Raw genomic sequence first — 20,401 nt, forward strand, 5'->3', positions numbered from 1 at the left:
CCTCATCCCGGACGGCCCGCTCGCGGGACGATCCGGGACCCAGGCCCGGTTCCAGGCTGCTGCGCTCAGTCGCCGCCGTCCGGCCGCGGCTTCTCCAGCACCCGGTGCGTCAGGCGGCGCAGGCCGAGCCAGATCGCCGCGACCACCAGCGGCAGCGCCAGCGCCGCGCCGACGGTCGGGCTGAGGTCGCCCAGCCTGCCGGCCTTCGATAGCCCCTCGAGCACGATCTTCACCAGCCCGATCGCGTAGTAGCTGACCGCCACCACCGACAGCCCCTCGACCGTGCGCTGCAGGGCCAGCGCCTGGGCCGAGCGGCGGTTCATGGATTCCAGCAGGTCGCGGTTCTGCGCCTCCAGGCGGACCTCGATGCCGGTGCGCAGCAGGCTGGACAGCCGGTTGGCGCGGCGCGACAGCGCCTCCTGGCGGGCGGCGACCGAGAGGCAGGTCCGCATCGCCGGCGTCAGCCGCCGCATCAGGTAGCCGACCAGGTTGATGTAGCCCTCGGCCGCCACCGGCTGCAGGTCGCGCAGCCGGTTCTCGACGATCTCGGCATAGGCGGTGCTGGCGCCGTAGCGGTAGTTCGAGGCGGCGACCACGTCCTCGAGCTCGGCCGACAGCCCCGACAGCCGTTCCAGCAGCGCCTCGTCGCTCTCCAGCCGGCCGGCCGCCGCCAGGGTCTCGGCGACCTCGGCCAGCCCGCGCTCGATGCCTTCCAGCCGCGGGCTGGCGGCCCGGGCGATCGGTAGCGACAGCATGGCGAAGCGGGCATAGGTGAACAGCTCCAGGATGCGCTGCACCAGCTGGCCGAGCAGCACCGGTTCCGGCCCGGACGTGCGCAGCAGCAGCCGCTCGAAGCCGTCGTCGTGGGTCCGCAGGTCGCCGTACAGCTGGGCCGAGCCGGCGGCCAGCGCCGAGCCGAACACCGGGTTGCCGGCGAACCAGCGCGACAGCCGGTTGCCATCCACCGGTTCCTCGGCGTCGACGGTGACGGTCAGGTGCAGGGCCACCATGACCTCGCCGTACAGCCCGTCCTTCCAGTCCGACGGCACCAGGTCGAACACGGTCTCGTCGAACGGCTGGTCGACCGGCTCCTCGCGCAGCAGGGTGTAGGTCGAGAACTCGGTGTGGCGCTCCCACTTCACGGTGAACGGGCCGAGGTCGACGGTGAAGTGCTTGGCGCCGGCGGCCGGCTCGGCCTTGCCGTAGCGCCGGCACAGTGCGGCGAACTGGGCGTGATCGCGCTCGCCGCCGCGCTCGCCGGTGGCGATCGCCAGCTGCGAGACCCGCAGCGGCGCCGTCATCGGCCGGAACGGCCGGTCGTGCAGTTCGAGGGTCAGCGCCTCGCGCTCGGAATGGAACTTCATGCCTCACCCGCCCGGTCGACTGCGCAGTGTGCCCGTCGCACCGGCCTGCAGCCAGAGGGCGTAACGTCGCGGAAAACCGCGCGGTCTGGCCGGGTGCGCCGGCGATGCGGGCGGGGCCGGCGGGACCGGTCGCTCCGGGGCCTTGACCGTCAGTGCCCGGCATGGTTCCAGAGATGACCGGGTGTGCCAGGGGAGGGTGTGGTGGAGATCGCGCAGGCCCAGATCGACCAGCTGAACGATGCCGGCTACTTCCGTCTGGCCGATGCGCTCTCGCCGGAGCTGCTGGCCCGCTGGCAGGCCCTGGCGGACCGGTTCGAGGCCGAAGTGGTGGCCGAGTACAGGGCCGGCGGGCAGCCTGCCAAGGCGGCGGTCATCGACATACGCGGCGACGCCCGGGCCTACCGCATCGACGACATCCTGGAGCGCGAGCCGGAGATGGTGCTGGAGCTGCTCGCCTGCCCGGCGCTGATGGCGATCGCCCGGCAGTGCTCCGGCCCCGGCACGGTGCCGCTGGTCGTCGACATCGTCTACAAGCACCCTTACCCCTACCCGCACATCATCTGGCACCAGGGCGCGGTGCACCCCCGGACCCACCCCTACCTCAACGTCGGGATCTACCTGGACGATTCCGATGCCGGCGACGGCTGCCTGCGCTATGTCCCCGGAACCCAGCACGAACTGCTCGACATCAACGCCCTGGAAGAGGCGCATGGCTGGAACCCGCCGGGCGTGGTCGAGGCCCCGGCGAAGGCCGGCGACATCCTGGTCCAGGACATGATGATCCTGCACAGCTCGGCACCGAAGCGCACGCCCGGGCCGCGCCGCACGATCTACGTCGAGTACCGCCCCGCTGCGGCGATCCGCCGGGAGGGCACGTACAGCGAGGCGTGGGTGCGCCTGCGGGAACGCTGGATGGCGATGGTCCTGCAGCGCTGCGCGCCGGAGGATCGCGTCGGGGTGGACTGCCCGGAGATCGCCGACCTCGCGAGCCCGGCCGAGGAGGCGGAGCACATCATGGCGCTGTGGGAGCCGCCGGTTCCGGCGCACTACGGGGTCCGCCAGGCCGTGCACCCGGAATACCCGACGCCGTCCGACCTGCGGCATCTGGATCCGTGACCACGGGAGGCGCGACGACCCGCTACTCCGCGGCACTCGCCGGCGGGGCGCCGACGTCGCCGTCGATCAGGCTCTCGCCCGGCTTCACCACCGAGAACTCGACCGGCACCATCGCCAGCGCCGGCGCGCCGTCGCCGCCCAGGGTCACCCTTGTGTAGGCGGTGGTCTCCAGGTCGCCGGTCTCCGGGAAGTCCTCGCGGAAGTGGGCGCCGCGGCTGTCCCGGCGGGCCAGGGCGGCGGTGGCGATCACCTCGGAGATCGCGATCTGGCTCTCCAGGTTCAGCCAGTCGTGCCAGGTCAGGTTGAAGGCGCGGTCGCCGTCGGCCAGGCCGGTGCGGTGCAGCTCGGCGCGCAGCTCGGCGAGGCCGGCGAGGCCGCGGCGCAGGCCGGCGTCGGTGCGCAGGATCCCGACCTCGTCCCACATCAGCTTCCACAGCCGCTCGCGCAGGGCGCCGAGGTCGCCGGCGACCAGGGCGAACGGCGCCTCGGCGCGGGCGACGGCGGCGTCGACGGCGGCCCTGTCGGGATCGCGCAAGGGGGTGTTGCGCCGCGGGGCGTCGCGGCCGACGAACGCCGCCATGGTCTCGCCGGCGATGCCGCCGAACACCGTGGAGTTGGCGACCCCGTTGCCGCCCAGCCGGTTGGCGCCGTGCACCCCGCCGCAATCCTCGCCGGCGGCGAACAGCCCGGGGATGGCGGTCGAGGTGTCGATTTCGAACTCGACGCCGCCCATCATGTAGTGGGCGGTCGGCACCACCTCGACCCGGCCGCCGGCCAGGTCGAAGCCGCAGTCGCGGCAGCGTTCGACCATGCCCTTGAAGCGCTTGGCCACGCTCTCCGGCCCGAGGTGCCTCATCTCGATCCACGCCCCGCCCATCGGCGTGGTGCGCCCGGCCCGCATCTCGGCGTAGATGGCGCGGCTGACGACGTCGCGGGTGGCGCGCTCGCCGGCCCGGTCGTAGTCGGTCATGAAGCGCCTGCCGTCGCCGTTCAGCAGCCAGCCGCCGGCGCCGCGCAGCCCCTCCTCGAGCACGGTGCCGGTCATCCTCGTGTCGGTGCCGGCCAGCAGCCCGGTCGGGTGGAACTGCACCATCTCCATGTCGCGCAGCGGCAGCCCGAGGCGCAGCGCCATCGCCATGCCGTCGCACGCCTTGTCGCCGGACGGCGTGTGGTACAGGTACATGGTCGGGCCGCCGCCGGTCGCCAGCAGGGTCGCCCTGGCCCGCACCAGCCGGTAGCCGCCGGTCCGCATGTCGATCAGCAGCGCGCCGGCGAGGCCGGAGCCGTCGGCCGCCGGCACCAGGGCGATCGCCCGGTGCTCCTCCAGCCGCCGCACGTTGCGGGCCCAGACCTGCTCCATCAGCCGGTTGATGATCTCGATGCCGGTCAGGTCGCCCTTGTGGACGGTGCGGTCGAAGGACTGGCCGGCGAACGCCTTCTGGTGCAGCGAGCCGTCCGGGTTGCGGTCGAAGAAGCAGCCGAGCTCGTTCTCCAGTTCGCGCACCCGCTCGACCGCGCCCTCGACCAGCCGCCACGCCAGGTCCTGGCGCGGCAGCCACTTGCCGCCGACGATGGTGTCCATGAAGTGCCGCTCGAGGCTGTCGCGCGGGTCGAGCGCGACGTTGTAGCCGCCCTGCACCATGCGGGTGCAGCCGCACTTGCCCATCAGCCCCTTGACCGCGACCGTGACGTCGAGCTCGGGGTTCGCCTGCAGGGCGTGCAGCGCCGCGAACAGCCCGGCGCCGCCGGCACCGAGGATCAGGATGTCGGTGTCCAATTGCTCCATCGGCTCAGCCCACTCGCAGGAGGAAGATCGCGCCGACCGCCACGGCGGTGACGGCACCCAGACCGATCAGCCCCTTGCGGCTGTCGCGCCACGGCAGGAACTCCAGCGCCATCACCCTGAGGCCGGCGCACAGATGCACGGTCAGCAGCACCACCAGCCCCCATTCGGCGATCTTGAAGACCGGGTTGTCGGCCGCGCTGAGGAACCGGTCGAGGGCGGCATCGGACTCCAGCGCCAGGCCGAGGGCCAGGAAGTGCAGCGGCAGGAACAGCGCCAGCGCCACGCCCGAGACCCGGTGCGCCACGAACGCCCAGAAGCCGGGGTGGTTGCGCGACGGCCGGATCACGGCACCGCCACCACGGCGATCACCGCGCGGGCGCCGAGTCCGGCCAGCAGCAGCCCGAGCGCGATCGTGGCGAACCCCAGAGACCGGCCGCGCCAGGAAGTGTGCTCGTGGATCACGTTGCGCAGCCCGATCGGCGCGTGGATCGCGGCGGCCAGCACGAACAGCCCGTAGAACGCCGCCCAGCCGACGCTGCCGCGGGTCCGGCCGAGGATCTCGGCGGCGGTCAGCCCGCCCTCGACCGCGATCAGGATCAGCCCGAGATGCACCAGCACCAGGGGTGCGAGGATCAGCGCGGTCGCCCGCTGCAGCAGGTACAGCCGGGCCGGGCTCAAGGCAGTCCGCTTCCGACCAGGTCGAGCAGCGACCGGCGCTTGAGGCCGGCGATCCCGGCGGTCGGGTTCAGGCCGACCGGGCAGTGCTCGACGCAGCTGCCGTGGGTGTGGCAGGAGTGGCACCCGCCGCCGGCAGCAGCCGCCTGCAGCACGCCGCGGCGGTCGCCGTCGCGCTCGTCGTTGACCAGGGTCCAGGCCCGGTTCAGGGCGGCCGGGCCGAGGTAGTCCGGGTCCCAGCCGACCACGTCGCAGGCGGCATGGCAGACCGCGCAGTTGATGCACTCGATGCCGGCGTCGGCGGCCTTGCGGGCCGGGCTCTCCGGGCTGACCGGGGCGAGCGGATCGGCCCGGTTGCGGGTCGGCGTGAACCGGCCCTGGGCGCGCTGCCACTTCTCGAAGAACGGCGTCAGGTCGACCGCCAGGTCCTTGATCCGGGGCAGGTTGCGCAGCGGCTCGATCCGCAGCCGGCGGTCGGCGCCGGCGACCTTCGAGACATGGGTGCGGCAGGTCCAGCGCGGCCGGCCGTTGACGGTCATCGCGCACGATCCGCACACCCCGACCCGGCAGGCGAAGCGATAGGCCAGCGCCGGCGCGGCGTGGCGCTGGATCCAGGTCACGACGTCGAGCACGGTCTGGTTGGCGCGGTGCGGCACCGCGAAGGTCTCGAACCGGCCCTCGTCGCGCCCGCGCCAGACCTCGACCGACAGCCGCTCCCGTTCGTCCCGGGCGGCGGTCATGGAGGGGCGCTACTCGGCGGCCTGGGCGGTTGCGGCGGGCAGGGCGCCCGCGGCGTCCTCGATCAGGACCCAGCTGTATACCTTGGAGACGATCTGCCAGCGGCCGTCCAGCTTCACGAAGTTCAGGTAGTCGGTGAACAGCTTCGGCTCGATCCCGATCCGGCAGGTCACCAGCGCGGTCTCCGGGCCGGACAGGTGGATCGACAAGATCCGGTCGTAGCGCGCCTGGCCGGTCCGGGCCGGGTTGGTGCGCGCCGCGATGCGCGCATAGACCGCCTCCATGTCCTCGTCGGCCAGCGTGCCGCCGGTGCCGGAGATCAGGTGGCAGCACGGGTGGAACACCCGCTTCAGGGTCCCGACGTCGCCCTCGTAGAAGCCGTCGAAATACAGCTGCATGGCGGCGGCCAGTTCGGCGTAGGCGGTCGACATCACGGCCTCCCTTTCGGTTCTGATTGTTGGCCGGAGTATGGACCCGGGCGGCGGGAGCGTGCAACGGGAGGCGGCGGTGAACTGCCGCATACAGCCGGGGGCACGCAAGCCCGTTTTCGCCGGCCGTCTTGGCGAATACAATGGGTCGCAAGGATTTGGGCCGCGAAGGAAGGGAACGGGCAATGGATCCGGCGACGCTGGCGGCGCTCTACACGGCGTTCTACACGGCCCTTGGGACCCTCGGGCTGGTGGCGGCCGACACTTACATCAACGCCAACACCATGTACCTGGAGACGACGGTCTCCGAGGGCGTCAAGGAGGAGGGCTACGAGCCGGAAGTGGTCGATGGCATCTTCGTTGCGGAGGCCAAGAAGATCACCTCCACGCCGTCCCTGGTGGCCGCACCGAAGATCCAGTCCAGCAAGACCGTGCCGGTGTCCGCGGCGCTGGCCAAGGCGGCCGGACTGGAGAGCGCGCTGGTCGCGCTGCAGGGACTGATGGGCTTCATACCGCCGAAGATGGTCGCCAGCATCATCGCCGAGGACCAGAAGCAGCGGGTCCAGGTGGTGCAGTCGTCGAATGGCGGCGTGTCCGAGCACGTCGTCGGCGAAGAGGCCGACCTGAAGCTGGTGCTGACCGGCTACGATCCGCAGACCGGCTATTTCTACGTGACGGTCGAGGGCCGAACCGCCGACGAGGACGTCGACGAGCTCATCAAGGACGCCGCGTTCGAGGCGGTGCTCAAGCTCGAGCCCTATCTGGCGCTGCTCTACAGGGTCAACGAACGGGCCGAGGCGGGCGAGGACCTGGCGCCGGCGCGCAAGCTGATCGACGAGGCCATCGCCGCGCAACCGGGGGCGATCGTTCACAAGCACCGGGCGTTGCTGGAGAATCTGCGCGGCATCGTCGCGCTGTTGGAGCAGAACCAAATCCTGGCGCGGCAGGACTTCAGCCGGGCGATCGCTTCCGATCCCAACCAGCCGGTCGGGTTTCTGAACCTGGCGTTCCTGGAGGTGCACGAGGATCACTACCAGGAGGCCATCAGGCTGGCGGAGAAGGTCATCCACCCGAAGATGTGGCCGGTCACCACGGACCCGGTCCTGCGGGCGAGCGGCTATACCATCAAGGGCGTGGCCGAGACCGAGATGGGCGACTACCGCGCGGCCGGGGAGAGTTTCCGGAACGCGGTCGCTCTGAATCCGAAGTCGTCCGAAGTGTACGTCTACTGGGCCCGCATGCTGCGCAAGGCCGGCCGCCCGGCCGAGGCCGCCGAGAAGTTCGACATGGCGCGGCAGAACTCGATCCACTTCGAGAACTTCCCGGAGATGGCGCTGCTGTACTTCTGGCTGACCGAGAAGGGCCAGGTGCCGCTGGAGCGTCGTCTGGGCATGGTCGAGGAACTCTGAGGCCGCGGTCGCGGATCTGGCCGGCCGGGCCGCCGCGCCCGGCCGGCGGTGCCGATTCGGAACGCGACCGTCCCGATCCGGGCGCCAATCGCAGCGTTGAAAACGCGGGCATCCCCACAACCTCGATTAGCCGGGTTCAACCGGCGTCGTTCGCCGGTGTGCGAACAGGAACAGGAAGGCTCCGATGACGACCGATACCGAGTACACGCCGCCGAAGGTCTGGGAATGGAAGGCCCCGAGCGGCGGCCGTTTCGCCAACATCAACCGCCCGATCGCCGGGCCGACCCACGACAAGGACCTGCCGGTCGGCAGGCACCCGATGCAGCTGTACTCGCTCGGCACGCCGAACGGCCAGAAGGTCACGATCATGCTCGAGGAGCTGCTGGCCCTCGGGCACGCCGGCGCCGAGTACGACGCGTGGCCGATCAAGATCGGCGAGGGCGAGCAGTTCGGCAGCGGCTTCGTCGCGGTCAACCCGAACTCGAAGATCCCGGCCCTGGTGGACCGGTCGGGCGCCAAGCCGATCCGGGTCTTCGAGTCCGGTGCGATCCTGGTGTACCTGGCCGAGAAGTTCGGCGCGTTCCTGCCGACCGCGCCGGCCGAGCGGGCCGAATGCCTGTCCTGGCTGTTCTGGCAGATGGGCTCCGCGCCCTATCTCGGCGGCGGCTTCGGCCACTTCTACGCCTACGCGCCGTCGAAGATGCAGTACCCGATCGACCGCTTCACCATGGAGACCAAGCGCCAGCTCGACGTGCTCGACCGGCGGCTGGCGGAGAGCCGGTATCTCGCCGGCGACGAGTACACGGTCGCCGACATGGCGGTGTGGCCGTGGTACGGCAACCTGGTGCTGGGGGCGCTGTACAACGCCGCCGAGTTCCTGGACGTGAAGTCCTACGCGAACGTCGTGCGCTGGGCCGAGGAGATCCTGGCCCGGCCGGCGGTGCAGCGCGGCCGCAAGGTCAACCGGTTCTCGGGCCCGCTGGAGGACCAGCTGCACGAACGCCACGACGCCGGCGACTTCGACACCCGCACCGCCGACAAGCTGCAGGCCGCGGAATAGCCGGCATCCCGGCCGGTTCCGCGGGCGCTGAACCGGCCGGGGCTATGCCAGCCGGCGGCGGGCGCAGGCCTCGACGATCTCCCGCAGGTCGGCCGCCGCCGGGTGGATGCGGTCGGCCGTCAGCAGGCGCAGCTCGATCCTCGGCAGGTCGGGCAGGCCGGCCGAGGGATCGACCTCGACGATGTCCGGCGGCACCCGATGGCGGGTCCGGACGGTCACGCCGTGCCGCAGCCGCAGCGCTGCCCACACCCCGGGCAGGCTCGGGGTCGTCAACGCCAGCCGCCACCGGTGCCCGGCCCGGTCCAGCGCCTTGAGCGCGCCCTGGCGGAACAGGCACGGATGGTCGAACAGGATCAGCGGCAGCGGAGTCGCCGCCGCGACGTCCTGAGCCGCCTGCGGCGCCAGCCACACCATCGGCAGGGACGCGATCAGCGTCCCGTGCCCGTCCGAGCCTGCCGGGAAGAACGCCATCGCGACATCGATCCGGCCGGCCCGGACCTCGGCCTCCAGGACTTGGTTGCGGCCGGCCCGCACCTCCACGTGCACCCCGGGCCGGACCCGTGCGAACCGGTCGAGGGCATCCGGCATGACGTCCTCGAACAAGTCCTGCGGCAGCCCCATCCGGACGCTTGCGGCGGCGGCGGTCGCGCCGATCGAGACCGCCGCCTCGTCGTTCAGGGCGATGATCCGGCGGGCATAGGCCAGCAGCGCGTCGCCGGCCTCGGTCGGGACCAGGTGCCGGCCGCTGCGGGCGAACAGCGGCCGGCCGGCCTGCTCCTCCAGCTTCCGGATCTGCATGCTGACGGCCGACTGCGACCGGCCGAGCTGGACCGCCGCGCGGGCGAAGCTGCCGAGCTCGGTGCCGGCGACCATCGTGCGCAGCGCATCCATGTCGAAGTTCGTGGCCATCGTTCCGAATTCCAGGATCATCAGTTCAAACATATTCGTTATTCGAAAATATGTTCGGGCGCTAGCGTGACCCTGCACCGGCCGCGACGGGGGCGATCCCGCCGCCGCTGCGCCGGCCGCTGGCCCCCGCCCGGAGGAAACGACCTTGGAAGAGACCCTCATTCGGCAACTGGACGACCTCACCACCCCGCATCTGGCCGATGGCTGCCTGCGCAGCGGCGTACCCGTCCGGTGCGGACCGTCGGCGTTGCGGCCGCTGACGGCGGCGATGCGGTGTGCCGGACGGGTGCGCCCGGTGCGCCATGTCGGCAGCATCGACGTCTATTTCGAGGCGCTCGAGCACGCCGCCCCGGGGGAGGTCATGGTGGTCGACAACGGCGGCCGGACCGACGAGGCGTGCATCGGCGACATCGTGGCGCTGGAGGTCCGCGACGCCGGGATCGCCGGGATGGTGATCTGGGGACTGCACCGCGACGCCGCGGAACTCATGGAGATCGGCTTCCCGGTGTTCAGCCTCGGCGCCCTGCCGACCGGGCCGCAGCGCCTGCACAGCCGGCCGGCCGACATGTTCGTGCGGGCCGGCGTCGGCGGTCACGCGGTCTCGGGGGAGGACGTCGTCGTGGCCGACGCCAACGGCGTGATCTTCCTGCCGGTCGACCGGCTGTCCGAGATCGTGACGGCCGCCACGGCCTATCGCGAGACCGAGGCGCGCCAGCTCCGGGCGATGCGCGACGGCCGGCCCTATCGCCGGCTGGTCCGCTTCGGCGACTACCTGGAGCGGCGCGGGCGCGAGCCGGGCTACGGGTTCCGCCAGCACCTCAAGGACATCGAGGCGGCGGGAGAGGTCTGAGCGGCCGGCAACGGCGGCTGGTATCGGCCGGGGGCTTCGGACAGGATTGTCGGCGACAACGGAGGAGCCGATGACCGAAAAGACGATTGCCGACCTGATCGAGGACCGCTTCGGCCTGCCCACCGAGGACGGCCGGGACATGCCGGCGGCGGGCGAGCTGGCGGCGATCCTGCGGCACCGCAGCCACCGCCGCTACAAACCGGACCCGGTGCCGGACGAGCTGCTGCGGGTGGTGCTGGCGGCGGCGTTCTCCGCCCCGGCCAAATCCGACCTGCAGCAGTGCTCGGTGGTGGTGGTGAAGGATCCGGCGGTCCGGGCCCGGCTGAACGAGCTGGTGGCCAGCCAGGACTGGGTACCGGGGGCACCGTCGCTGCTGGTGTTCTGCGGCGACAGCCGGCGCATCCGGCGGGTCGCGCAGGCCCGCGGCAAGCCATACCCGAACGGCCATCTCGACGCGTTCCTGAACTGCGCGGTCGACGCCGGCATCGTGCTCGCGACCTTCATCCGCGCGGCCGAGGCGGTCGGCCTCGGCTGCTGCCCGATCAGCGTGATCCGCGACCGCATCGAGGAGGTCGCGGACCTGCTCGGCCTGCCGGACCACGTGTTCCCGCTGGCCGGCATGGGGCTCGGCTGGCCGCGCGCCGAGGGCTGGATCAGCCTGCGCCTGCCGCCGTCGGTGACGGTGCACACCGACCGCTACGACGACGGCGACCTGCTGGCCGAGGTCGAGGCCTACGACCGCCGGCGCGACGCCCGCTTCAGCACTCCGCCGGAAAAGCAGCGCATGACCAAGGAATATGGAGTCGCCGAGTTCTACGGCTGGTCGGAAGACAAGGCTCGTCAGTATGCCGTGCCGCAGCGAAAGCAGCTCGCGCGGTTCCTGACCTCCAAAGGATTCGACCTCGATTGATTCGCAACACTGCGGCGACGATGCGGCGACTCTCACGAGCTCGCGAGTATTGCGCTGCAACACGGGGAGATCGGAAAAATCCCTTCCCTTCGGCGGATGGATTACCTACCGTCTTGTCCGACAAGACCGCAGCAAACGCGGCGTCGTCCGCCCTGCCGGTGATCGGTGCGGGCGGATACAGGGAACAAAGGGAAGGGAGGCTCTCATGTTCTTTTCGCGCAAGGACGCGCGTGTCCTGACGTCGGCGGTCGCCGGCCTCGCGGCTCTCGGTTTCGCGAGTGCGGCCAGCGCCAAGGTCGACGGCGACACCATCATCCTCGGGTCGGCGATCTCGCTGACCGGCAAGTACTCGACCAACGGCATCCACGCCCAGAACGGCTACGAGCTGGCCGTGAAGATGATCAACGAGAACGGCGGCGTGAAGGTCGACGGCAAGACCTACAAGCTGAAGGTCGTCTACTACGACGACGAGTCGACCCCGGCGCGCGGCGCCCAGCTCGCCGAGCGGCTGATCAACCAGGACGGCGTCAAGTACATGCTCGGCCCGTACAGCTCGGGCCTGACCAAGGCGATCGCGCCGGTCACCGAGAAGTACAAGATCCCGATGGTCGAGGCCGAGGGCGCGTCGCGCTCGCTGTTCACCCAGGGCTACCGCTACATGTTCGCGGTGCTGTCGACGTCCGAACAGTACCTCGCCAGCTCGATCGCCCTGGCCGCCGAGATCGCCAAGGGCAACGGCAAGGACCCGTCCGACGTCAAGATCGCCATGGCGTTCGAGAACGATCCGTTCTCGCTCGACGTGCGGGCCGGCGTGGTCGACGACGCCAAGAAGTACGGCATGAAGATCGTCATCGACGACAAGCTGCCGCGCGACCTGTCCGACATGACCGCGACCCTGACCAAGACCAAGGCGCTGAAGCCCGACCTGCTGGTGGTGTCCGGCCACTCCAAGGGGGCCGCGACCGCCGCCCGGCAGATCGCCGAGCTGCGGATCGAGACGCCGATGGTGGCCATGACCCACTGCGAGGCGGCGAAGATCATCTCGCAGTTCGGCGCCGGCGCCACCGAGGGCATCCTGTGCCCGACCCAGTGGTCCGAGACGCTGAGCTACAAGGACGACCTGTTCGGGACCGCGGCCGACTACGACGCGCTCTTCAAGAAGACCTACGACGGCTACAAGAACGTGCCGTACCAGGCGGCCCAGGCGACCGCCGCCGTGATGGTCTGGAAGGACGCGTTCGAGCGGGCCAACTCGTTCGATACCGAGAAGCTGCGCGACGCCCTGGCGGCGACCGACATGTCGACCTTCTACGGCAACATCAAGTTCTCGGAGGCCGGCAACAACATCGCCAAGCCGATGGTGCTGCGGCAGATCCAGGACGGCGAGCTCAAGGTGGTCGCCCCGACCAAGTGGGCGTCCTCCGAGGTGCGGTATCCGCGCAAGCCGAGCTACTGATCGGCGGGTGCCCGAGATCGTGAGCGCGAAGGCGGGGGGACCTGCGGTCCTCCCGTCGCCGCGCATTGGAACGGGGGGCGCCGGCCGCTGGACGGCGCGCCGGCGTCGCCGCCCCTCTGATTCCCTGCCGAGAACGGAAGGTCGATGCTCGACAACCTCCAGATACTGATCGCGGCGCCTGCCCTCGCCGCCGATCTGCTGATCCAGGGCGTCTTCATCGGCGCGATCTTCGCGCTGGTGGCCTACGGGCTCGCCCTGGTCTGGGGCGTGATGAACGTGAAGAACCTGTGCCAGGGCGACTACGTGATCGTCGGCGGCTACATCGCCTACCTGATGGCGCAGTCCGGGATCAACCCGATCCTGGCGCTGCCGATCGCGTTCGTCCTGATGTTCATGTTCGGGTGGGTGGTCTACCTGGCGGTCATCCGCCGTGTGGTCGACCGCGACATGTTCACCTCGCTGCTGGCGACCTTCGGGCTGGCGCTGCTGATCGCCCAGGTCCTCAACCTGATCTTCGGGCCGGAGGTGCGGACCGCCGAGGCCGGCTTCGGCACGTTCTTCATGGCCGACGGCCTGATCGCGATCCAGTGGGTCCGGCTGATCAGCCTCGGCCTCGCCGGGGCGCTGGCGCTCGGGATCGTGCTGTTCATGCGGCACAGCCGGATGGGCCGGGCGATCCGGGCGACCGCCCAGGACCCGCGGGCGGCCCGGGTGCTGGGCGTCAACACCGATCAGGTCTACGCCTTCACCTATGCGCTGAACGCCGCGATCTGCGGGGCCGCCGGGGTGCTGGTGTCGCTGATCTGGGTGATCCAGCCGTATTTCGGGATCGTCTACTCGATCCGGGCGTTCGTGATCGTGACCGCAGCCGGGCTCGGCAACCTGCCGGGCGTGATCCTGGCCGGCTTCGGGCTCGGGGTCGCCGAGAACATGTCGGCGTTCCTGCTCGGCGCCGAGTTCGCGGTCGCGGCGGTCGTCTCGATGCTGCTGATCGTGCTGATCTACCGGCAGATCCAGCTCTACCGCGTGCGGCAGGTGGTTCGATGACGAGCGCCCGGACGGACGGAGTCATCTACGCCGGGCTGATCGCCTTCGGCATCGTCGGGCCGCTGCTGTTCCCCGGCTACACCAACCAGATCGCCATCATGTGGCTGATGGTCCTGATGGCCTCGACCTGGGACGTCATGGGCGGCCAGACCGGCTACAACTCGCTCGGCAACATCGCGTTCTTCGGGATCGGCATGTACGCTTCGGCGGTCGTCCAGATCGCGCTGTTCTACGATGTCGGCGAGTACACGGCGGCGTTCGGGGCGATCAAGGTCGAGTTCACCGACGCCCAGTACTTCACCGGCCTGGCGCTCGGCCTCGGGCTGGCGGGCGTGATCGCGGCGATCGTCTCGGTGCTGGTCGGGTTGTGCGTGTTCGGCCTGCGCGGGCCGTACTTCGCGATCGGCACGCTCGGCGTCGCGGTGGCGATGGCCGAGCTGATCAGCGGCTGGAACTACGTGGGCGGCGGCGGCGGCATCTCGATGCCGGTGTTCCCGGGCGAGGCCGGCGCCTCCAGCCTGGCGTTCTACGCCATGTTCTTCGTGCTGGCGATCGTCGCCCACCTGTTCCTGCGCTGGCTGTACTCGACGCAGTTCGGGCTCGCCCTCAACGCCATCCGCGACGACGAGGACAAGGCCGAGGCGATGGGGCTGCACACCCTGCGCTACAAGCTGATCGCCTGGGCGATCGCGGCGTTCTTCATGGGGATCGCCGGTGCCGTGTTCGGCAACATGATCGGCTTCATCGAGCCGCTGGAGGTGGCGTTCCCGACCACCACTTTCGGAATCTTCATGGTCGCCATGGCGCTGCTGGGCGGCAAGGGAACGCTCTGGGGACCGGTGCTGGGGGCGATCCTGTTCCACGTCGTGAAGGAGCTGACCTGGACCTACCTGCTGGACTGGCAGTGGGTGGCGCTCGGCGCGATCATCGTCGTCAACATCGTGTACTTCCAGCAGGGCATCCTGGGATGGGCGCAGGACAGGTGGCCGGCGGCCTTCGGCCTCAAGGTCGACGAGGGTGGCGACGACGCGACGCCGGCCGGCGCGCGGGAGGCTGCGGAATGACCAACATCATCGAGGTCCGCGGCGTCTCCAAGGCGTATGGTGGCGTCCATGCCAACACCGACATCTCGATCGACGTGCCGGCCGGCAAGATCACCGGGCTGATCGGCCCGAACGGGTCGGGCAAGACCACGCTGTTCAACTCGATCGTCGGCTATCACCCGATCGACACCGGGTCGATCAAGTTCGAGGGGCGGGAGATATCCCGGCTGCGGGTCCCGCAGATCGCCCGGCTCGGCATGCTGCGCACGTTCCAGCAGACCCGCATCTATTCGAAGATGAACTGCCTGGACAACATGCAGATCTCGGTCAGCCACCGCGAGGAGAGCCTGGGCAGCATGTTCGCCCTGCGCGACCGCGGCGAGATCATCGACCGGGCCGAGCGGCTGCTGGAGTTCGTCGGCCTGTACGCCAAGCGACGGCTGATCTCGGGCGACCTCAGCTTCGGCCAGCAGAAGCTGCTGGAGTTCGCGATGGCGTTGATGAACCAGCCCAAGGTGCTGCTGCTCGACGAGCCGACCGCCGGCATCAACCCGACCCTGATCAACGGGCTGATCGACCGGCTGAAACGGGCCAACCAGGAGCTCGGGGTCACCTTGTTCGTCATCGAGCACAACATGCGGGTGATCATGAACCTGGCCGAGCAGATCTCCTGCCTGGCGCACGGCCAGCTGCTGGCGACCGGGTCGCCGGACGAGATCCAGAACGACCAGCGCGTGATCGACGCCTATCTGGGGGCGCACTGATGAGCGAGCAGACCCAAACCGGGGCCGCCGACCGCGGTGTCCGGGGCTACGGCGGCGGCGACGTCTCGACCGTCATCTCGGTCGAGGACGTGGTCCGGCAGGCCCAGGCCATCGCCCAGGACAGGCCGACGGCCGAGGCCCTACAGGCGATGGTCGAGGGCGAGACCTTCCTGTCGATCGAGGCGCTGCGGGCCGGGTACGGCAAGATGGAGATCCTGCACGACTTCGACCTGCGGGTCGGCAAGGGCCAGTCGCTGTGCCTGATCGGCCCGAACGGCGCCGGCAAGTCGACGGTGCTGCACTCGATCTTCGGCTTCACCAACATCTTCTCCGGCACCGTCACCGTCGGCGGCCGCGACGTGACCCGGCTCAGCCCGCAGCAGAAGCTGAAGGCCGCCGGGGTCGCCTACATCCTGCAGGACAAGTCGGTGTTCCCGGGCATGACGGTCGAGGAGAACCTGCTGATGGGCGGGTTCCTCAAGGACAGCGTCGACCAGGCCAGGGAGGCCGCCGAGAAGGTGTTCGCCAAGTACGACCGGCTCGCCGAACGCCGCAACAAGCCGGCCGGCGTGCTGTCGGGCGGCGAGCGGCGGCTGCTGGAGATCAGCCGGGCGCTGGTCATGGACCCGGAGGTGCTGCTGGTCGACGAGCCGTCGATCGGGCTGGAGCCGCGTTTCATCGACATGGTGTTCGAGATCCTCGACGACCTGCAGCGCGGCGAGGGCAAGACCATCGTCATGGTCGAGCAGAACGCCAAGAAGGGGCTGGAGTTCGCCGACATCGGCTACGTGCTGGTGTCCGGCGAGACCGCGCTCGCCGGCCGGGGCGAAGAGCTGCTGCAGAACCCGGAGGTCGGGCGGCTGTTCCTCGGCGGGTGAGGGGTTCGGCGCCCGCCGGCCGCGCCCCAATGCGACCATGCGCGCTGCGACACACGACGATGTGACACGCCCGTGATCGGGCTGACGGTGCTGTGAGCGGTAACCTTCCTGTCGCCGGCTATCTTTGGAAGTCGAACGACACGCCAACAGGAGGAACCGATGAAGCGTCGTGACGTGAACGCCGTTCTGCTGGGCTCGCTGGTGACCGCACTGACCGCCGCCGCGGTCCAGGCCCCGGCCCTCGCCGCCGGCAAGGAGAAGTGCTACGGCGTCTCGCTCGCCGGCCAGAACGACTGCGCCGCCGGGCCGGGCACCACCTGCGCCGGCACCTCCAAGGTCGACTACCAGGGCAACGCCTGGAAGCTGGTCCCGAAGGGCACCTGCGAGGGCATGGAGCTGCCGGGCGGCCGCAAGGGCTCGCTGACCGCGCTGGAACGGGACGTCCCCAAGGGCTGAGGCGATGGCGGCAGCCGACATCGCGGACCGGTTCGGGCCGGACCCTGTCCCGGCCCGGGCCGGTGTCGGCCTGAAGCCGCAGCATGCGGCGGCCGTTCTCGGCGGCCGACCGGATGTCGGCTTCTTCGAGGTCCACGCCGAGAACTACATGGGGGCCGGCGGCCCGCCGCACCGGCTGCTGGAGGGGGTCCGCGACCGCTATCCGCTGTCGGTGCACGGGGTCGGGATGTCGATCGGCGGGCCCGGACCGCTCGACCGCGCCCACCTCGCCCGGCTGCGGACGGTGGTCGACCGCTACCGCCCCGGCCTGGTGTCCGAGCACCTGGCGTGGTCGAGCCATGACGGGGCGTTCCTGAACGACCTGCTGCCGGTGCCGCTGACGGAAGCCACCCTGGACCGGGTGGCGGCGCATGTCGACGAGGTCCAGGACGCGCTCGGCCGGGCGATCCTGGTCGAGAACCCGTCGAGCTACCTGGCGTTCGCCGAGAGCACGATCCCGGAGACCGAGTTCCTCGGCCGGCTGGCCGAGCGGACCGGCTGCGGCCTGCTGCTCGACGTCAACAACGTCCGGGTCTCGGCCACCAACCTCGGCTACGACCCGGTCGGCTATCTCGACGCCTTCCCGGTCGCGCACATCGGGGAGATCCACCTCGCCGGCTACGACGAGGAGGTCGAGGCCGATGGAGGCCGGCTGCTGATCGACGCGCACGGCAGCCCGGTGCGGCCCGATGTCTGGCCGCTGTTCCGCCACGCGCTGGCCCTGGCCGGTCCGGTGCCGACCCTCATCGAGTGGGACAATGCGGTTCCGGACTGGCCGGTCCTGCATGCCGAGGCGCAGGCGGCCGACGCGGTCCTGGCCGGGTTCGTCGGCGGGCCGCGGCGGGCGGGAGCCGATCGTGGCTGAGGCGCTGGCGGGCTTCGCGGCGGCGGTCGTCGACCCGGGCCGTCCGGTTCCGGCCGGCCTGACGGCGCGCCCGGGCGCGGATCTCGGCCGGCGGCTGGCGGTGTACCGCAACAACGTGACCGTCGGGCTGGTCGATGCCCTGGCCGCCGGATTCCCGGTGACCGGGCGGCTGGTCGGCGAGGAATTCTTCCGGGCGATGGCGCAGGTCTTCGTGGCCTGGAACCGACCGTCCTCGCCGATGATGTTCGAGTACGGCGCCGGGTTCGCGGATTTCATCGCCGGCTTCGCCCCGGCGGCGTCGGTGCCCTACCTGGCCGACGTGGCGGCGCTCGAGGCGGCGCGCACCGCCGCCTGGCACGCGGCCGAGGGACCGGCGTTGGCGGCGGCGGTGCTGGCGCGGCGGGTCGCCGGCTGGTCCGGCGAGGCGTTGCTGGCGGCCCGGGTGACGGCGCATCCGGCGACCCGGGTGGTGGCGAGCCGGTATCCGATCCGGTCGGTCTGGGCGGTCCACCAGGGCGACGACCCGGAGCCGGCGTTCGGCGGCCCGTGGCAGCCGGAGACGGCGCTGGTGACGCGGCCGGCCGGCGAGGTCAGGGTCCGGGCGCTGGATCCGGCCGCCGGCGCGTTCGCGGCCGCCCTGCTGGCTGGCGCGAGCGTCGGCGAGGCCGGGGCCGCGGCGCTCGACGAGGACGAGGGATTCGAGGCCGGAACGGCCCTGGTGATGCTGGCCGACGCGGGCGCGATCGGCGACATGGAAGAGGCAAGAGGATGACCGAGACCACCGATACCGGGGCTGCCGCCCCGTCGCTGATGGCGCGGGCGTGCCGCCTGCGCAGCCAGGTCGAGACGGTTGCGCCGCCGGTCGCGCAGGTTGCGTTGCGGCTGGCGCTGGCGGTGCCGTTCTACCGCTCGGGGCTGACCAAGTGGGACGGCTTCCTGCAGCTCTCCGACAGCGCGGTGTTCCTGTTCGAGGAGGAGTTCAAGCTGCACCTGTTCGGGGCGCTCGTCTCCTATCCGGCGCCGACGCTGATGGCGTTCCTGTCGGGAGTCGCGGAGATCGTGCTGCCGATCCTGCTGGTCCTCGGCCTCGGCACCCGGTTCGCGGCCCTGGGGCTGCTGGCGATGACGGCGATCATCCAGATCACCATTCCGGACGGCTGGGCCAACTTCCACCTGCCGTGGGCGGCGATGGCGCTGGCGCTGGTCGCCTGGGGCGGTGGGCCGGTCTCGCTCGACCGGCTGGTCCTGCGGTCGGGGCTGCTGTCGCGGCTGTGCGGCCGGCCCTGAACAGGTTCAGTCGTCGCGGTCGTCCATCGGCACCCCCAGCCCGACCTTGGTGCGGTCCATCACCACGAAGGTACGGAACTTCCGGACCTGCGGGTTGTCGAAGAAGAACCGCTGGGTGAAGCGCTCGTAGCTCTTCATGTCGCGGGCGGTCAGGATGATGATGAAATCGGCGTCGCCGGTGACGTAGTAGCACTGCATCACCTCGGGCGTCGCCCGCATCGAGCGCTTGAAGGCGTCGATGATGTGCGGGTGCTCGCGCTCCAGCGACACCTCGACGATCATGGTCAGCGACCGGCCGACCGTCTCGGGCGCCACCACCGCGATCTCGGCCTCGATCACCCCGGCCTCGCGCAGCCGGCGCAGCCGTCGGTGGCAGGCCGAGGCCGACAGCCCGACCCGCTCGCCGAGCTGCTCGGCGGTCAGCCGGGCGTTCTCCTGCACCAGGGCCAGCAGCTTGCGGTCGAACGCGTCGAGATCGGCCATCGCGCGGGCGCTCACCGGGTCTCGGCGAAGTAGCGGCCCGGGGTGACGCCGAACGCCTTGCGGAAGCCGGCGACGAAGGCACTGGTGCCCTCGTAGCCGAGGCGGTGGGCGACGTCGCCGACCGAGGCGCCGAGCGACAGCCACTCTACCGCCTTCATCAGCCGGGCCTGCCGCAGCCACGCCCGGTAGCTGAGCCCGGTCTCGGACCGGAAATGCCGCTCGAACGAGCGCTCGGACAGGGCCGCCCGCCGCGCCACCTCGCCGAGGCCGTCGGCCCGCGCCGGATCGGCGGCCAGCTCGGTCACCGCGCGCCGCAGCCGCTCGGAGCTCGGCATCGGCAGGTGCAGGGGGGCCGCCCGCTCGGCCGCGAGCTGGTCGAGGATCACCGCGGCCAGCCGGCCGGCCGGACCGTCGGCGGCGTCGTCGTGCGGGTAGGCCATGAACGCGCCGATCAGTTCGCGCAACAGGGGCGACAGCCGGATCACCGAGGGCACCCTCGGCAGGTGCGGCACCACGTCGGGCCGGAAGTACAGGTAGCGCAGGATCGAGCGCTGGTGATAGCGGCTGCCGTGCAGGACCCCGGACGGCATCCACAGCGCCCGTTCCGGCGGCACCACGAAGCTGCCACGCTCGGTCTCCACCGTGACCGAGCCGGAGACGATGTGGAACAGCTGAGCGCGCCAATGGCGGTGCGGCCGGTTGCGGGAGTCCCGGTCCTGCTCGCCGGCATAGGCGATGACCGCGGCGGGGTGGTCGTCGGGGCTCTCCGGCGGTGGAGCGGTGAGGTCCATTTGGCGACTCGTCGATATTGATTGGCAAAACCACGCTAACACGAAAC

General features: G+C 70.7%; 23 protein-coding genes. 14 read left to right on the top strand and 9 right to left on the bottom strand.

The window, feature by feature from the left end; translation table 11 throughout:
* Window positions 1-65 precede the first annotated feature (65 nt).
* Window positions 66-1,364: a DUF3422 family protein gene (locus IE246_RS22700; protein WP_189993974.1), complete on the bottom strand. Its 1,299-nt coding sequence runs from the start codon at window positions 1,362-1,364 to the stop codon at window positions 66-68.
* 201 nt (window positions 1,365-1,565) lie between these two features.
* Between IE246_RS22700 and IE246_RS22705 the strand changes: the two genes are divergently transcribed.
* A complete protein-coding gene (locus tag IE246_RS22705; RefSeq protein ID WP_189993977.1) occupies window positions 1,566-2,480 on the top strand; it encodes a phytanoyl-CoA dioxygenase family protein in 915 nt (304 codons plus the stop codon).
* A gap of 22 nt (window positions 2,481-2,502) precedes the next feature.
* Here the strand turns inward: IE246_RS22705 and IE246_RS22710 are convergent, their stop codons facing one another.
* From IE246_RS22710 to IE246_RS22730, 5 genes are read right to left on the bottom strand one after another with little or no spacing between them, the layout of a single operon-like run.
* Window positions 2,503-4,257 (bottom strand): L-aspartate oxidase, encoded by a 1,755-nt coding sequence (locus tag IE246_RS22710; RefSeq protein ID WP_444545911.1) that lies wholly within the window; start codon window positions 4,255-4,257, stop codon window positions 2,503-2,505.
* 13 nt (window positions 4,258-4,270) lie between these two features.
* Window positions 4,271-4,612, bottom strand: a complete 342-nt coding sequence (gene sdhC, locus IE246_RS22715) for a succinate dehydrogenase, cytochrome b556 subunit (RefSeq protein ID WP_229837443.1) — start codon at window positions 4,610-4,612, stop codon at window positions 4,271-4,273.
* The gene (locus IE246_RS22720) at window positions 4,609-4,944 is read right to left on the bottom strand and encodes a succinate dehydrogenase (RefSeq protein ID WP_189993981.1); all 336 of its coding nucleotides are present in this window, start codon (window positions 4,942-4,944) and stop codon (window positions 4,609-4,611) included. Before IE246_RS22720 ends, sdhC begins: the two co-directional genes overlap by 4 nt.
* Window positions 4,941-5,681 carry a succinate dehydrogenase/fumarate reductase iron-sulfur subunit gene (locus IE246_RS22725; protein ID WP_189993983.1) on the bottom strand — a complete coding sequence of 247 codons (741 nt, stop codon included), beginning with the start codon at window positions 5,679-5,681 and terminating at the stop codon, window positions 4,941-4,943. The genes IE246_RS22720 and IE246_RS22725 overlap by 4 nt, the downstream gene beginning before the upstream one ends.
* A gap of 9 nt (window positions 5,682-5,690) precedes the next feature.
* On the bottom strand, window positions 5,691-6,110 hold the full coding sequence (locus IE246_RS22730; RefSeq protein ID WP_189993986.1) for a nuclear transport factor 2 family protein: 420 nt from the start codon (window positions 6,108-6,110) through the stop codon (window positions 5,691-5,693).
* 182 nt (window positions 6,111-6,292) lie between these two features.
* On the opposite strand from IE246_RS22730, the gene IE246_RS22735 reads away from it, so the two are divergent.
* Both IE246_RS22735 and yghU read left to right on the top strand, forming a co-directional pair.
* Window positions 6,293-7,516, top strand: coding sequence for a tetratricopeptide repeat protein (locus tag IE246_RS22735; RefSeq protein WP_189993988.1), 1,224 nt, complete (start codon window positions 6,293-6,295; stop codon window positions 7,514-7,516).
* 184 nt (window positions 7,517-7,700) lie between these two features.
* The gene (gene yghU, locus IE246_RS22740) at window positions 7,701-8,576 is read left to right on the top strand and encodes a glutathione-dependent disulfide-bond oxidoreductase (RefSeq protein ID WP_189993990.1); all 876 of its coding nucleotides are present in this window, start codon (window positions 7,701-7,703) and stop codon (window positions 8,574-8,576) included.
* A gap of 42 nt (window positions 8,577-8,618) precedes the next feature.
* Here the strand turns inward: yghU and IE246_RS22745 are convergent, their stop codons facing one another.
* On the bottom strand, window positions 8,619-9,485 hold the full coding sequence (locus IE246_RS22745) for a LysR family transcriptional regulator (RefSeq protein ID WP_229837444.1): 867 nt from the start codon (window positions 9,483-9,485) through the stop codon (window positions 8,619-8,621).
* 145 nt (window positions 9,486-9,630) lie between these two features.
* Here IE246_RS22745 and IE246_RS22750 point away from each other — a divergent pair, with 145 nt between their 5' ends.
* The 11 genes from IE246_RS22750 (at window position 9,631) to IE246_RS22800 (ending at window position 19,080) form a co-directional block, all read left to right on the top strand.
* Window positions 9,631-10,335 (top strand): RraA family protein, encoded by a 705-nt coding sequence (locus IE246_RS22750; RefSeq protein ID WP_189993992.1) that lies wholly within the window; start codon window positions 9,631-9,633, stop codon window positions 10,333-10,335.
* Between the two features lie 70 nt (window positions 10,336-10,405).
* Entirely contained in the window at window positions 10,406-11,245 is an 840-nt protein-coding gene (locus IE246_RS22755; RefSeq protein WP_189993995.1) for a nitroreductase family protein, read from the top strand.
* A 205-nt stretch (window positions 11,246-11,450) separates the two neighbouring features.
* On the top strand, window positions 11,451-12,701 hold the full coding sequence (locus tag IE246_RS22760) for an amino acid ABC transporter substrate-binding protein (RefSeq protein WP_189993997.1): 1,251 nt from the start codon (window positions 11,451-11,453) through the stop codon (window positions 12,699-12,701).
* A 144-nt stretch (window positions 12,702-12,845) separates the two neighbouring features.
* Window positions 12,846-13,748: a branched-chain amino acid ABC transporter permease gene (locus tag IE246_RS22765; RefSeq protein WP_189993999.1), complete on the top strand. Its 903-nt coding sequence runs from the start codon at window positions 12,846-12,848 to the stop codon at window positions 13,746-13,748.
* Window positions 13,745-14,812, top strand: coding sequence for a branched-chain amino acid ABC transporter permease (locus tag IE246_RS22770; protein ID WP_189994001.1), 1,068 nt, complete (start codon window positions 13,745-13,747; stop codon window positions 14,810-14,812). Before IE246_RS22765 ends, IE246_RS22770 begins: the two co-directional genes overlap by 4 nt.
* Window positions 14,809-15,555, top strand: coding sequence for an ABC transporter ATP-binding protein (locus IE246_RS22775; protein ID WP_189994004.1), 747 nt, complete (start codon window positions 14,809-14,811; stop codon window positions 15,553-15,555). The genes IE246_RS22770 and IE246_RS22775 overlap by 4 nt, the downstream gene beginning before the upstream one ends.
* The gene (locus IE246_RS22780) at window positions 15,555-16,433 is read left to right on the top strand and encodes an ABC transporter ATP-binding protein (protein ID WP_189994006.1); all 879 of its coding nucleotides are present in this window, start codon (window positions 15,555-15,557) and stop codon (window positions 16,431-16,433) included. Before IE246_RS22775 ends, IE246_RS22780 begins: the two co-directional genes overlap by 1 nt.
* A 159-nt stretch (window positions 16,434-16,592) precedes the next feature.
* Window positions 16,593-16,889 (top strand): BufA1 family periplasmic bufferin-type metallophore, encoded by a 297-nt coding sequence (locus IE246_RS22785; protein WP_189994008.1) that lies wholly within the window; start codon window positions 16,593-16,595, stop codon window positions 16,887-16,889.
* Window positions 16,890-16,893: 4 nt separating this feature from the next.
* Window positions 16,894-17,793: an MNIO family bufferin maturase gene (gene bufB / locus IE246_RS22790; RefSeq protein WP_189994010.1), complete on the top strand. Its 900-nt coding sequence runs from the start codon at window positions 16,894-16,896 to the stop codon at window positions 17,791-17,793.
* Complete coding sequence (locus IE246_RS22795) at window positions 17,786-18,565, top strand: HvfC/BufC N-terminal domain-containing protein (protein WP_229837445.1); 780 nt, start codon at window positions 17,786-17,788, stop codon at window positions 18,563-18,565. Before bufB ends, IE246_RS22795 begins: the two co-directional genes overlap by 8 nt.
* Window positions 18,562-19,080 (top strand): DoxX family protein, encoded by a 519-nt coding sequence (locus tag IE246_RS22800; RefSeq protein ID WP_189994014.1) that lies wholly within the window; start codon window positions 18,562-18,564, stop codon window positions 19,078-19,080. Before IE246_RS22795 ends, IE246_RS22800 begins: the two co-directional genes overlap by 4 nt.
* Window positions 19,081-19,086: 6 nt before the next feature.
* Here the strand turns inward: IE246_RS22800 and IE246_RS22805 are convergent, their stop codons facing one another.
* Window positions 19,087-19,578: an Lrp/AsnC family transcriptional regulator gene (locus tag IE246_RS22805; protein ID WP_229837446.1), complete on the bottom strand. Its 492-nt coding sequence runs from the start codon at window positions 19,576-19,578 to the stop codon at window positions 19,087-19,089.
* Complete coding sequence (locus IE246_RS22810; protein WP_189994016.1) at window positions 19,575-20,354, bottom strand: AraC family transcriptional regulator; 780 nt, start codon at window positions 20,352-20,354, stop codon at window positions 19,575-19,577. Before IE246_RS22810 ends, IE246_RS22805 begins: the two co-directional genes overlap by 4 nt.
* Between the last annotated feature and the right edge of the window lie 47 nt (window positions 20,355-20,401).

Origin of the sequence: Thalassobaculum fulvum, assembly GCF_014652915.1 — a bacterium.
Taxonomy (GTDB): Bacteria; Pseudomonadota; Alphaproteobacteria; order Thalassobaculales; family Thalassobaculaceae; genus Thalassobaculum_A; species Thalassobaculum_A fulvum.